The organism is Neoehrlichia mikurensis (assembly GCF_019186785.1).
Classification (GTDB): Bacteria; Pseudomonadota; Alphaproteobacteria; order Rickettsiales; family Anaplasmataceae; genus Neoehrlichia; species Neoehrlichia mikurensis.
Genome location: NZ_CP066557.1, coordinates 928,126 through 943,323, shown reverse-complemented (window position 1 = coordinate 943,323; position 15,198 = coordinate 928,126). Strand labels below are relative to the sequence as shown.

The window sequence follows — 15,198 nt, the reverse complement described above, 5'->3', positions numbered from 1 at the left end:
TAACATAAACTTTCACAATCATACCCGCAATAGGAGAAAGTATGATATTAGAAGGTACACTGTATTTATTAGGCTTTGGCATTATAGATAACAATTTATCAGCATGCATCTGATATACTACACATAAAGCTTCAACAGCAGAATACTTTAGCTTATATTTATCAAGATTACGATCAACTTTAATACAGTAAATACTATCATTAATTTGTATTTCTAATAACCTATAACGCACTTTCCATTTTCCAAATACCGTTAATGTATTATGATTATATTGTACACACATTACTTTATTATCGTAATTAGCATATAACACGTATTTTTTATCATTAACATAAACTGAAAGCTCTTCTTTATTTTTCATATCCCTGCCATACCTATACTCATCCTCACAATAAATATATAGTGACGTTACGGCAAATATCCTTGCTATCTCCTCTGTTAAGATATCTCCTTTAAACCCATCTTTATAAAATTGATTAATAAATCCAGTATTAATATTACCAGAAATAAATACAGGATTATGAAAAATAGATAATATAAAGTCTATATTATTAGCAATTCCATCAATATAAAAACTATTCAACGATTCTTGCATAATTTTAATAGCTTCTACTCGATCTTTACCATATGAACATATTTTGGCAATCATAGGATCATAAAACATGCTTACAGATGAACCTTCAACCACACCGCTATCTATTCTTACATTACTACTTGTATTAGGCTCAGAATAATATACAATTCTGCCACTAGATGGTAAAAAATTTTTCTTTGGATCTTCAGCATAAATTCTTGCTTCAATTGCTGCTCCTTGACAATTAATGTCATTTTGCGTAAATCTTAACTTTTCTCCAGAAGCAATTCTTATCATTTCTTCTACCAAATCAATTTTCGTTACAAGCTCAGTAACAGGATGCTCAACTTGCAGCCTAGTATTCATCTCTAAAAAATAGAATTGCTTATTGCTGTCAACTATGAACTCTATAGTCCCTACAGAAAAATAATTAACTTCTTTAGCTAAATTAATGCACTGTAAATACATATCTTGCCTTGTTTTATCATCAAGAAATGGACTTGGCGTTTCTTCAATAACTTTTTGATTGTGCCTTTGTATAGAACATTCTCTATCTCCTAAACATACAATATTTCCATATTTATCAGCAATAATTTGTATCTCTATATGTCTAGGAAATTCTATATATTTTTCAATAAATATCCTGCCATCCTTAAAACTTTTTGAAGCTTCATTAGTAGCCGAAGTAAATGCTTGCTCCATATCATCAATTGACCTAACAATTCTCATTCCCTTTCCTCCACCACCTGCAGTAGCTTTAACTATAACAGGAAATCCTATAGATTTTGCAATTTCTTGAGCTTCACTAATAGAATGTACAATTCCCATATATCCTGGAACAACATTAACTCCTGCACATTGTGCTAATTTTTTAGATGTAATTTTATCAGCCATTATTCTAATAGACGATGCACTTGGCCCAATAAAATTAATATTATACTTTTCAAGCATTTCAGCAAAAAGTGGATTCTCAGATAAAAATCCATAACCAGGATGTACAGCATCTGCACCTACTTTACAAGCTACATCACAAATCCTATCTATATTAAGATAACTTTGACTTGATGGTGATGGACCAATATTAATAATTTCATCACCACATAAAGTATGCAAAGAATTAGCATCCGCATCAGAATATACACATACACATAATATACCCATTTTATGAGCTGTGCGTATTATTCTACATGCAATCTCACCTCTATTTGCTATTAATATTTTTTTTATCATCGCAAACTTTCAAGATATTTAATACAAATTACCATAACCTACAGCACTTTAATCTCCAAGTGATTTTACATTTATACTACCATCCTGCAAGTAATATTTTTTTAATTATTACTACATAACCTTCACTTGAATACAATATTATAGATTTACATTTCATTATAATCTTTAAAAATTATCCCTTACAGAATATATTCTATAATCAAATAGCAAATAAGCATATCACAGTAATTAATATATAACATATACCTACACTTTATTAAAACACTAACATTTATTTACTAATGTACTATAGTCTCAAATTTATATTAAACAACTTATTGTAGATAACATATAACATTAAATAAGCTATTTAACTTTCTAACATTTAGTCTACTCATATTCTATACTTAATTTGGCAATACTTTAAAGTTATACCATAATTTCAAAACCAGATAATTGAAAATAACTTCACAATTTTTTACTTATAAGAAATTATTAAGCATACTTATATTATATGATATTCTATAATCCTAAATACACTTTGAATTTTAACTAGTATTATAACTTCTAACCTTATAAATAAATTATGACTCAAAAAACAGTTATCATTAAATTAATAGAAGAAAAAAAAAGTAGATTAGACATAATGATTGCTAGCAAACTTAGTATTTCTCGTAATAAAGCTCAACAGTTAATTGCGAATAATCATGTAAAACTATACGACAAACTTATAAATAATAAAAACTATACAATAAACCCCAACGAAATTTATGAAATAACCATTCCGACACAAGAAAAGCATCATCATATTATACCTAATCCAAATATACCATTAGATATATTATACGAAGACAATGACATTTTAGTAATTAATAAACATGCAGGTATAACTGTACATCCAGGTACGGGTACAAAAAATGATACCATAGCAAATGCACTTCTTGCACGTTATAACAATATTAGCACTGTAGGTAGTAATACTAGACCAGGAATAATACACAGACTTGATAAAGATACAAGCGGCCTTATGGTGATTGCAAAAAATCAACATGCATATTATTTCTTATCCAATTTATTTATTCACAACAAAATTATAAAAGAGTATTTTGCTATTGTATGGAATATCCCTAATCCCGCTCAAGATATTATTAAAACTTATATTGACGTAAAGCGTAATAACAACAAGCATATGATGACAGTAACACACTCAAAAGGTAAATTAGCTATTACTGAATATCAAGTAAAAGAAAGATTTCATAACATAGCAAGTTTAGTAAAATGCAAATTACACACAGGAAGAACACATCAAATAAGAGTTCATATGAGTTATATTGGCAACTCTATTGTTGGTGATCAAAAATACGGTAAAAATAGTAGTAAAAGTATTAGATATGCTCCTTATAATAATTTCATAAGACAATTTCCTAGACAAGCATTACATGCATGTTACATGGGATTTACACATCCTTCTACTAATCAATATGTAGAATTTCGCTTAAAGTTAAGCCATGACATACAAGAATTAATAAGTGCACTTAGAAATATAAATTAACATTATAAAACGTCTTCCTTATATATAACAGGTTATTAATTATAATTAGCAATATTATCTGTATTGAAAAATTATTATATTATTTAAGCCAAGATTTAAATATATAAAAGCCTTAAAAAAACTTCATATGACTTTAAAATCATACTTATAACTAACGAACTACACTTAACAACACTAGCTTACAAAAATATTTCATAACACTTTTTTTCATATTTAACAATATATGCTGAATTTTAATAATACCTTTTTCAACAATTCCTTATTACCAACCTTAAATAGTACAGCTTAATTGAGAATTTTACTATATTTTTAGTACTATAATAAATTAACCTTATATAAAAATATTATAAATTATCTATTAAGAAACAACCAATGCAATTACTGTATATCACTAGAATCTAATACACTTAGTAGTATTCCTTAAATCCATGACTCTTGATGAAATTGCAAATTATCGTACTAAAAACTATACACTATCAATTAATTTTAAGCTGATATTACATCTATCTTAATAAGATACTAAGTATAATAAAAGATTCATTTATAATTTAATGATTTGACGCAACATTTTAAATTGTTTTAACATAAAATTTACACTAGCTGTAGCCATCTATACATAAATATTTTACTTTTTATTCAAAACAACTTTTGTCCTATCTTATTTAGACTTTCCACTTCATTACTTAGCATTGCATCATAAGATTGTCGATTGCGTATAACATAAAATTTATCGCTATATACTAACACTTCTTCCGCTAGTAACTTCGAATTATAATTACTTGACATTGAAGAACCATAAGCACCAGTTGTACATATTGCAAGTATATCACCAGCTTTTTGGTTTTGTATACAATAATTATGCATAAAAACATCATCAGATTCACAAATAGGACCTACTATATCTGCAACTATATTATGAGAATTATTTCGAGTAACGGGTACTATCTCATGCTCAGCATTATACAATGCTGAACGTATTAAATCATTCATACCTGCATCAACCACTATATGATTTTTTACAGAATTACTTTTATGATATAGCACCTTAGTTAGTAATACACCAGCATTTCCTACAATAGCCCTTCCTGGCTCACAAATTATTTCATATTGCTCATTACAAAAGCTTTCTTTTACAATATTAGAATATTCTTTTATTGTGAGACAGCTTTCCTTTTTGCCATATGCAATACCTAACCCTCCACCAATATCAATTCTTGATATTTTAATGTCATTATTTTCAAAGATTTTAACAATCTTTTTAATTTTATTAATCACGTTTTGAAATATCGATAACTCAGAAATTTGTGATCCAATATGAATTGCAATACCAATAATTTGTAAATTGGAAAAATTATAATTTAGCACTTGATTAATATATTCTTCAGAAATACCAAATTTATGTATCTTTAATCCTGTACTAATCTTTTTATGTGTATTCGCATCAATACTAGGATTTACTCTAATAGCTACAGGCGCAATAATATTTTTCTGATTAGCAATTTTATTTATAAGATAAAGCTCTTCAATGGATTCAACATTAAATTGAAGTATTCTTTGATCCATAGCAAATGCTATCTCCTCGGCAGTTTTTCCTACACCAGAAAATACAATTTTACTTTGTGGAATACCTGATAATATTGCTCTACGTATTTCACCTTCTGATACAACATCTGCACCTGCTCCCCATTGTGATAATAACTTTATAATAGATAAGTTAGAATTTGCTTTTATTGCATAGCAAATTGTAGAATTTTTGGGTAAATTATCTTTAAATTCATTATAGTTATTCTTAATAGCCTGTAATGAATAGCAATATGTAGGTGTACCTGAAAGTTTTACTATTTCAAGTACGTTCATATCTTCCACATGCAATATATTAGATTTATAATGAAAAAAAGAGGATGGTAAATAACTCATATAAGATTATAGTAATATTTATAATGAATTAAATATCATTAAGAACCACAAAGTACAAATTAAAATTAACTTAGAATAAAAATCCTGATAATAGTGCTTTTGTGAAGATTATTTCATTTATCATTAAACATAACATAATATACATAATAATAACATTGAATTTATATTTGATATCTAATTATTAGATATAGGTAATCTTTTTTATACTTTACCTATATTCCTATCAAGGACATAGATCAGTATTTCTAAATATATTAATATAACAGATAATATATTTATATTTGTATTCTTAAAGGTTTTGTGTAATAAATCTCTAGGAGTATGCATAATAAAAAAGCACTATCACTTAACACATATAAACACAAAGTTACTAAATAAAATGCAGGAATTTTTTTTCACCAAATTTATAAAAAATATAACTAATAACAATAATGGCATCATTTGATAATAAGTATAACTTACAATGATAAATCTGTAACAGAAGCATTCATAATAAAAAACTCAGCTTACATACTTAATTTAATATGTCATATATTATCAAAAAAATTTTCATATTAATTATTACTTTGTTATATTTTAGAGAATTATTGCTTTATATTATTATAAAAAATATTTTTATTGCTACTTTAAATCTACTAACAATGTTATGTAATAACATTGCATTTATTGTTAGTATATATTTAATGATTATTAGCAATATATAGTTAATTCATAGCTGTTAATATAGTGTTATAATGCCATTTTAAAATAATTAAGCTAAAAGATAATAACCAATCTTATAAATAATTATGGTTTAACACATTTAACAGTACCATATTATTTTAAAATAAAACATTATATTTATTTAACTAAAAATTGAAGTAATAATTTGTACTTAATCTCCTAAAAAATACGTAAAATATCCTTACAGATATTCATGTATAAGTAAGATAGTCATAATATCTATACTAAACAAGAAACTTTAAAAGAGATTTATTGAAAATATATACTTAAAAAATTACATAAATATTAAACTCTATAATATAACAGTCATAATATGCTATATGACACCATACTTCTTATTGAGTATTATTACTTTTTAAGTAAACCTCTAACTTTCAAAAAATTATTTACAATCATCAACATTACTATACTTGAAGATTTATATAAACCCTATAAGATGTATTATCACAATGTAACAAGATCTTTTATCTCTTTCGCTAACATAACCTTTTTTATCGCATTTTTAATTTTTTTTGCCTTATCGGTTAATTTTCGCGAAGAAGTATTTAATAAGTATAAATCTAATCCACCTTTATAATTTACAGTTCTCAAAGTACGACTAGCTAATTTTAACTTAAAGCTTCTACCAAGCACATCGCTTATCAAAGTAGTATTATGCAAATTAACGAGGTAAGATCTTTTAGTTTTACGATTCGAATGTGAAACCTTATTACCAAATAACTTAGAACGGCCAGTAATATCACAAACCCTACTCATAGCATACCCTGCTTACATTCGACAATTGATTATATCAATATATTATCAATAGTCAATTAAGAAATTCTCAAGGAAATGCGTAATTTTATAATTATCAATCTTATCAGCCTATTAAAGATATCAATATCATATTCGGAATAAACTATCAATTACACCATTACATACAAATAATTCACTGTATTAAAACTATAATTTTAAATACAGATCCTCTATATTATACTCAATTTTCAGCATTTTATAAAAAAAACACTACATAAAATTTATTGGATCTACATCAATAGTAAGCGTAATATTACTAAATCTTTTATAATATTCTTTATATTTACTAAGTAATTTTTGTATTAACATATTATCATTAACTTTTATTAATATTCTATATCGATAGTTATTATTAATAAATCCTATTGGTGCTGAAACTGGTCCTAATATTTCAACAGATTTACATACTGTAAAATATTTGACAAGATTATTTACTATATTTTTTGCAACATCTCCAACTTCTAGCTCCATTTTTCCTGTAATAATTAAAGCAATAAGTCTAACATATGGTGGCATATTAGTAATATGCCTTGAACGCATTTCTAATTCATAAAATAACTTTCGATCATACAATAATAAAGATTGCATTAATGGATTATCAGCATCATATGTTTGTAAAATTACGTTACCTTTTTCCTGAAATCTACCAGAGCGCCCTGCAACTTGATGTAATAATTGATACGTTTTTTCAGCTGCTCTAAGGTCACTATTACCTAATCCCAAATCTGCATCTATAATCCCAACCAAAGTCAATCTTGGAAAATTATGCCCTTTAGCTATGATTTGTGTACCAATAATAATATTTATTTCCTGATTTAAAATTTTCTCTATTACATCATTAATACACTTAGCAGTCATATCACTACTTATCAATGCAATTTTAGCATTTGATATCAACTTCTGTATTTCTTCTGCCACTTTTTCAATGCCAACTCCAAAAGAAATCATAGATGATTCATTAAGACAATTACCACAAATTTTTGGAAATACACAATAATAATTACAATAATGACACAATAACATCTTTTTTTGTTTATGCTCTACAAGCCAAGTGTAACAATTTGGACAATTAATTTTAAATCCACATTTCTTACATAAAACTAATCTTGCATATCCTCTTCTATTTAGAAAAAGCATAACCTGCTTTCCTTCATTTACAGTTTTAACAATTTCATTATATAAATCATTAGATAGCCACTTATTTACTAATGCACTTTGCCTCATATCAACAATTTTAATATCTGGTAAATGTGCATCTCCAAATCTTTTACTTATTACAACATGGTAATATTGTTTCTTATAAATGTTATACATTGTTTCTAAAGAAGGAGTTGCAGAACTTAAAATCACCGGTATATTAGCTTGCTTTGCTAATACAATTGACATATTACGAGCATTGTATATAGCACCATAATCTTGCTTAAATGAAGATTCTTGCTCTTCATCTATAATAATCATCTTTAAATTTTTATATGGTAAAAATAAAGCAGATCGTGCTCCTACAATAATTGCAGTATCACCATAAACTATTTTTAACCAATTGTTTCTACGTTGTGTTGTTGTTAAATTTGAGTGCCACTCAACAGGATTAAATGCGGAAAAATAATAATTAATACGTTTCATTAATTGTACTGTTAATACTATTTCTGGAAGTAATATTAGTATTTGTACACATTTATCATATTTAAGTAATGTTTTTATAACAGCACAATATACTTCTGTTTTGCCAGAACCCGTTTCACCATCCAAAACTATTACTGAATACTGAAAAATGTTTTTAATAATTTTATTATACGCATCATTTTGTTCGCTTGATAGGTTGATTGGTATATCATCAAATGTAACTGAATGTTTTACATTATATATCAACTTATTTAAAAATCTAATATTTACCACACCGCCAAAAACCATTTTCAGCATTAATCCCATAGGAATAACATTATAGAATCCTACCCACTTAATAAAGTTAACTAACAAAAAATTTATAGAAGGTAAGCAAAGTTTACTATCAACATACTTTAAATCTATATCCTTTAACACACAATCTTCAAAACTTATAATCACTCCTACTAGCATCCTATTCTTGAAAGATACAACTACATAATCCCCTATAACACACTCCATGTTATCAGGAATCATATAATAAAATAATTTATCAAAAGGCAAAGGTAATAAAATTTCAGCTATCACTTACAATTTACGTATTTTAAGATATCAAAAAATTATATTATTACATGTTTTTATAAAAGAACTTTTATATAATTACAGTATCCTTATAATCAATATTAATACTATAATTAAGCTTAATTAACAACATTTAACTAAAATACACCGTAATTATAGTATTAATTATGATAAAATTATTAAAATAATACACAAACGCAGAAACTGGAATAAGTGCTAAATTTAAATCGCTTAATACAGAAAATGCTTATTATCAAACAAAAAAAACATATATTGCATTAATATTAGACAATCAATAATGGTCAGATTAAATAAAATTACAACTATTAAAGTAAAAATTTACTTCACAATTAAAAAATAGCCAATAACTAAATCAATTTACATAGTAAATTAAAAACATAAAAAAATTACCATTACAAATAGAGAATCTTCTTATACAATAGCAATTCTCAGACTTATTATAATTCCTCTTATAAAAATTATGAACACTCACTAATATATAATAAAATCCATAGCAACCCTTTATGTTACAAACCATATAAACCCAAATTGCTATAAATATAATACTTATATAATTACTTACGATATAGAAAATCATCAATTATTGCATCTGAAATTATAAGTGCTTTTTTTCTATGATAATCTGTAAGCTTTTCTTTATAATTCATTAATAAGTATTCTGGATGCATTTGCAAAAGAATATTATTATTTACATCTTCTACTGCCTCAATTATACCATCTTCTGATATTGCTACTACCTTATAACCCAAAGCATACATTTTCTTTATATTATCACTACTAGAATTAATTGCCTCATGATGAGAATCTGGAAGATATGTTACTATTCTATCATATTGTCGTTTAAAAGTTTTACAAATAATATTAGCTAATCTACTATTTAAATTAATTATTACTTGATGTAAATTCGCATTTTTACTATACGGATACGGCATTGACACAATATGTGTATTCACTGTATCTTGCGATTGCACCATATTATCAATTCTATTCACTAAAATACCTTGAGCATGCATAATACCTTGTAATCCACCACAAATTGCTAAAAGATGTATTTTTGGATTATTTTTTACAATTGTAACAATAGAATTAGTAACTAATTGTCGATTAGGTGATGGATTTAGTGGAGAAGAACTAATATTATAGTAATTTCCTGGTATTAAAATTCTATTTATGCCATTATCATGTATAAATTTGCTTAATACAAAATTAATTGCTTGATCAAAAGTTTGAAAACCGCAACTATTAAATTCCTCTGCAGATTTTATAACAGTATTATAATCAATCAATACAACTTTCACTCCTTTACTGTTCAATATCTTAGTAATATTAACTGCAGTTTTATATTCTGTAGGATATGATGGAATTTTTGTTGATAATATTCCAACAATAACATTGTTTTGATTCTTTAAACTTGCATATAATTGATTATAAGGCAATAGTAGCAATATAAATAACAACTGTACATAAAATAGTGTCTTATTACGATAAAAAATATAATCTTGCATCTCTATTTCCTTTGCATAATTAATAATTGAATTAGCGAAGATTCTGTAGGAATATCAGTAACAAAAATAGCTCTCCAATTTATCACTTTAGCAACATTAGCAATTTTATTGCTAAGAACATATGCATTCATATTTTTTAAGTGATGTGCAATATTACTTTCTTGCACTAATTGTATAAATATCTCTGCAGAGCGTGAAGAATAAAATAAAATTTCTGATATATCCCTATTAACTATCAGGTTATAACATTCTTTACTTAATAATTTATTAGCAATAGTTTTATACATCACAACTTCATGAACATTAAACCCCATAGTATTCAAAATAGCTTTTATATCACATGTTATATGTTCTCCACGTATGTACAAAATTTTTAAATTACGTGACTGCGATTGTATATAAGAAATCACATCTTGAGTATTGCCATTAACTGATAATACTTGATCAAATCCCAAGGATGTAGCTACATTCATGGTACTATTACCTACAGTAATAATAGTATTACTTCTTATTGTTGTATTTTTACTTAAAGATATAATGCTATGTTTACTAGTTGATATAATCAAATCAAATAACTCTATATCTTGCAAATGAGGTACTAAATACTCAATTTGTAATACAGATTCTATATAAACGTTAAAACCAAAATTTAATAGAATATTCCTCGATTTTAAAGCATCAGAATATGGGCGAGTTAATAATATACCTTTCATATATGCAAAATATTCTTAAATTTACAGATAGTTATTAGAATAGCAAATCTGCAAATAATATTTATATATTTCTCATTTTCATTGACGAGTATAAAAAATAGTAACTTCATATCATAATATATAAACAAAATTTAACATACAGTAACTTTTACTTACAATACTTTTATCACCTGCATAACAAAAATTGCTGACAGCATCTGCTATCTTACTTGAAAAGTGTATATACTTAAGTAATATAATTGCACAATAATGCAAAGGTATATGAAAATAACAGTATGTAGTTCTATGATAAGTATTTATTTGAACTTTATACATATAGAAAAATAGTGCGATTTATCTTTATAATGGTAATTCTTATAATTAATTAATGATATTTTTATCATTAATTATAATTAATCCATACTATTAAAAATACATACAACCTTGAAAAATAAGATTTGAAATAAAAGAATAACCCATTACAGCATAATTCAATAATGTACATATATAAATAAAACTAGCCTTTATAGGATATAAATTTTCTATAAGATATTCACTCACATATATCAATATACATAACAACTATATTAAAACCTATCACTTAATAAATAAAAAAACGTATTTAAATCGATATCCATATTTTTTTAGTACTATCACCAATATGAAAATTCCTAAAATTAATTTACTCATAAAATCTTTAAATATACTAAAAATACACCACTTACTACCTCTAATACATAGTAGCTTTCATAACAACATTAAAAACCAACTTCTATAAACGACATTAAAAAAGTTATTTTTATACCTTTAAATACTTTAAGCACTAAATCTATAAACGCTCTCTACTTTATCTATAATTTCTGACATAATTTTTTTAACCATAATCTCACATTTTGACATAAATAAGAAGAAGTTACTCGATAAACAAATTCGTGATAATAGTTAAGGTAACAAATTTCATCATAACTTAACATATAAACATTTACCAGATTTAGATCTATAGGAACACAAGTAAGCTGTTGAAATCTCAAAAACTGATTCTTATGTTTTTCAACATACATTAAATTTTCAAGTCTAATACCGTATTCTCCATCTTTATAGTAGCCAGGCTCATTTGATAATATCATGCCTGGCTTAATAACTACATTATTACCACGTGAAATAGCTTGAGGCCCTTCATGAACTGATAAAAAATTTCCTACCCCATGTCCAGTTCCATGTTGATAGTCAAGTCCTTCGTTCCATAAATATTGACGAGCCAATATATCTAACATACCTCCACTTATCCCCATAGGAAAAACTGCTTTTGCTAACGCTATATGACCTTTAAGAACTAAAGTAAAATTATATTTCTGTTCATCAGTAGGCTGACCTATAGCTATAGTCCTAGTAATATCTGTTGTTCCATCTAAATACTGACCACCAGAATCTAATAAATATAGCCCATTGCCTTCTATTACCTTATTAGTTTTTTTACTTGACTTATAATGTATAACCGCAGCATTTTCAGCAAATCCTGAAATTGTAGCAAAACTTTCCCCTTGAAATAGCTCTTGCCTACTTCTGAATTCTAAAACTTTTGATTCTACATCTAGTTCTGTTATTTTATTACAATGCATTATTTGATCATATAACCAATATAATAAATTAATAACAGCTACTCCATCTCTCACATGAGCACGTATCGCTCCTTGTATTTCCACAATATTTTTTTCTGCTTTTAATAAAAGACACGGATCTTGTGCATTAATAAACACATCTTTATCCTTAATAATATTAAAAAGATACATAGGGATTGTAGATGCATCTACTGAAATATTATCCAACACTTTTAAAGTATCATCTAATTTTTCCATTGCTAAAACATTAACATAAGAATCTACAACATGTATCTGTGTGATGTCATCAATGAATAAGTCTACTTTACCATCCTTATATAAAATAGCACGTGCAAAAACTGCAGGATTATGTATAAACGCAGCATTACGAATGTTCAACAACCAAGAAATTACTTCTATGTCTGTAATAAGCATTGCTTCCCTACTACAGTAATTTTCTGCAACATTAATACATTTACTATAACTATCTTCTCCCGAATATTTTACTGAATAATTAATAATTCTTTGACTCACATCCATGGACCGATTCCATAATTTATCAATTAAAATATTATTTATTAACTTTAAAGAATATTTTTCATAAACTTTAACTTGACTTAATGTAAATAGCTGAGCTTCACATCCAATCACTGATCCAAAATGTAAATTTTTCTCTAGCCATTTTAATGGTGTAACATCAGAAATATTAAAAATCGTATAGTAATTATTATCCAACTCCATTTTTGCTTGTAATATATATCTTCCATCAGTAAAAAAATAACCTCTACAATGCTTTGTAATAATTAAAAAAGCATTTGAACCTGTAAAACCACACAACCACTTTATTCTTTGTTTCATAGGTAATACATATTCAGATTGATACTCATCTGTATTATGAAGTAACAATACATCTACGTTATACGCATCCATTAACAATAACAAATTTTGAAGTTTATCATTCATGTTATAATCACCACAAATTTATAAAATCGTATAATAAGTAAACTATATTACAGCTATTGTAAGGTAAAATTGCAGCACATTATTTTATAAATATAAAACTGATAATTTTTTTGTTTCATTATCTATTCCATATTAACAAACTACAATTATAGCAACTTATAAGAATAACTAATCTCACTACGTTACAAACTCTAAAAAATTAAAATAAAATGATTGTTCATATCATAATTATCAACAATCAATCTTTTACTTATTACTTAATATTTACGTAGATATCCAAATACTAAAATTTTCTTTATTACGTTTATAGTTATTTAATTCGATCATTGTCATAATTAATAAATCTCTCTAAATAACGATTTTTATAAATAACCTAGTATAATCCTTATAAGCATTCAGTAATAACTTCAACACTATTATAATGAGATAAATAGTAATTTTACTCATAAGATGGGTATAATATCAGTTTATCTTTTTTCATGACAAAAGAAAAATGCTTTAAAAAGCTCATACCTAATAAAGAAGTATCTACACTTCCTGTATTAATACTTGCTTTTACGTTATTAACTGTAATGTTACCTATTTTTATTTCAGGTATTTCAACATACACTGCTTTAATTATTCCATTAGCAGTATGATAAGATTTTATACGATGCAAATACTTCAAATATTTACCTATTTTTCGAGCATCTTTTAAAGATAAGACAACATCTGTTGCACCTGTATCTACAAGAAAAGTAATATCTTTACCATTAATTGTAGTCCTAATATAAAAATGACCATTTTTAGATTTTCTGAGCTCAATGCTACCATCTTTTGTAACATAACTTTTACTAGGAACAAAAATACTTACATATTTATCATTTATAATTTCTTCCCTTGCACCATATAACAACGCTACTACTATTATAAATAATAACCAAAAGGCTATGCTCTTTATTTTATTCATTCAAAAGCTAATACATAAATAAAAAATTGACCAATAATTTTAACATTATTACTATATGTTTTAAAATTTTTTATGGAACTCTATATATAGTAAATTTAACAATGTAATAATACAAAAAATTTCATAACATAATGATAACTTAATATACATTGTTATAACAATCTATAACTGTAGCAATTTTCACATTAAAATACAAACCCATAACTTACTATTCATTGACTATTTTAATGTAAGAAAAACTGATCTTGCTAACGTTATATAACCATAAAAATTAAAGTAAAATACTGAATGCTTATGATTGTTTATATCACAATTATCAACAATCAATCTTTTACTTACTGCTTAATATTTACGTAGATATCCAAATAATAGAACCCTTTTGCATTACATTATATATTATTCAATTCGATCAATGATAATTTAATATATATTTGTTATAATAATCTATACTACAATAATTCTTACTCTTAAATATAACCCCATAACATTAAAGCAATACTGTATTAAACATATTGT

At 25.7% G+C, this 15,198-nt stretch carries 9 protein-coding genes; 1 reads left to right on the top strand and 8 read right to left on the bottom strand.

Annotated elements, in window-relative coordinates; genetic code table 11:
* Positions 1-1,804 (bottom strand): acetyl-CoA carboxylase biotin carboxylase subunit (locus HL033_RS03815; protein ID WP_218193967.1); only part of this gene is annotated, 1,804 nt, incomplete at its 3' end.
* Positions 1,805-2,369: 565 nt separating this feature from the next.
* Here HL033_RS03815 and HL033_RS03810 point away from each other — a divergent pair.
* Entirely contained in the window at positions 2,370-3,335 is a 966-nt protein-coding gene (locus HL033_RS03810) for an RluA family pseudouridine synthase (RefSeq protein ID WP_218193966.1), read from the top strand.
* 636 nt (positions 3,336-3,971) lie between these two features.
* Here HL033_RS03810 and lysA read toward each other — a convergent pair.
* From lysA to HL033_RS03775, 7 genes are all read right to left on the bottom strand, one after another.
* On the bottom strand, positions 3,972-5,252 hold the full coding sequence (gene lysA / locus HL033_RS03805; protein ID WP_218193965.1) for a diaminopimelate decarboxylase: 1,281 nt from the start codon (positions 5,250-5,252) through the stop codon (positions 3,972-3,974).
* 1,167 nt (positions 5,253-6,419) lie between these two features.
* Positions 6,420-6,731 carry a 50S ribosomal protein L28 gene (gene rpmB, locus HL033_RS03800; protein WP_218193964.1) on the bottom strand — a complete coding sequence of 104 codons (312 nt, stop codon included), beginning with the start codon at positions 6,729-6,731 and terminating at the stop codon, positions 6,420-6,422.
* Between the two features lie 249 nt (positions 6,732-6,980).
* A complete protein-coding gene (gene priA, locus HL033_RS03795) occupies positions 6,981-8,909 on the bottom strand; it encodes a replication restart helicase PriA (protein WP_246575364.1) in 1,929 nt (642 codons plus the stop codon).
* Positions 8,910-9,529: 620 nt separating this feature from the next.
* Positions 9,530-10,480 carry a gamma-glutamyl-gamma-aminobutyrate hydrolase family protein gene (locus tag HL033_RS03790; protein ID WP_218193962.1) on the bottom strand — a complete coding sequence of 317 codons (951 nt, stop codon included), beginning with the start codon at positions 10,478-10,480 and terminating at the stop codon, positions 9,530-9,532.
* Between the two features lie 2 nt (positions 10,481-10,482).
* Entirely contained in the window at positions 10,483-11,193 is a 711-nt protein-coding gene (locus tag HL033_RS03785) for a uroporphyrinogen-III synthase (RefSeq protein ID WP_218193961.1), read from the bottom strand.
* 830 nt (positions 11,194-12,023) lie between these two features.
* Complete coding sequence (locus HL033_RS03780; RefSeq protein ID WP_218193960.1) at positions 12,024-13,733, bottom strand: aminopeptidase P family protein; 1,710 nt, start codon at positions 13,731-13,733, stop codon at positions 12,024-12,026.
* Between the two features lie 439 nt (positions 13,734-14,172).
* Complete coding sequence (locus HL033_RS03775) at positions 14,173-14,682, bottom strand: retropepsin-like aspartic protease family protein (RefSeq protein ID WP_218193959.1); 510 nt, start codon at positions 14,680-14,682, stop codon at positions 14,173-14,175.
* Positions 14,683-15,198: the final 516 nt, after the last annotated feature.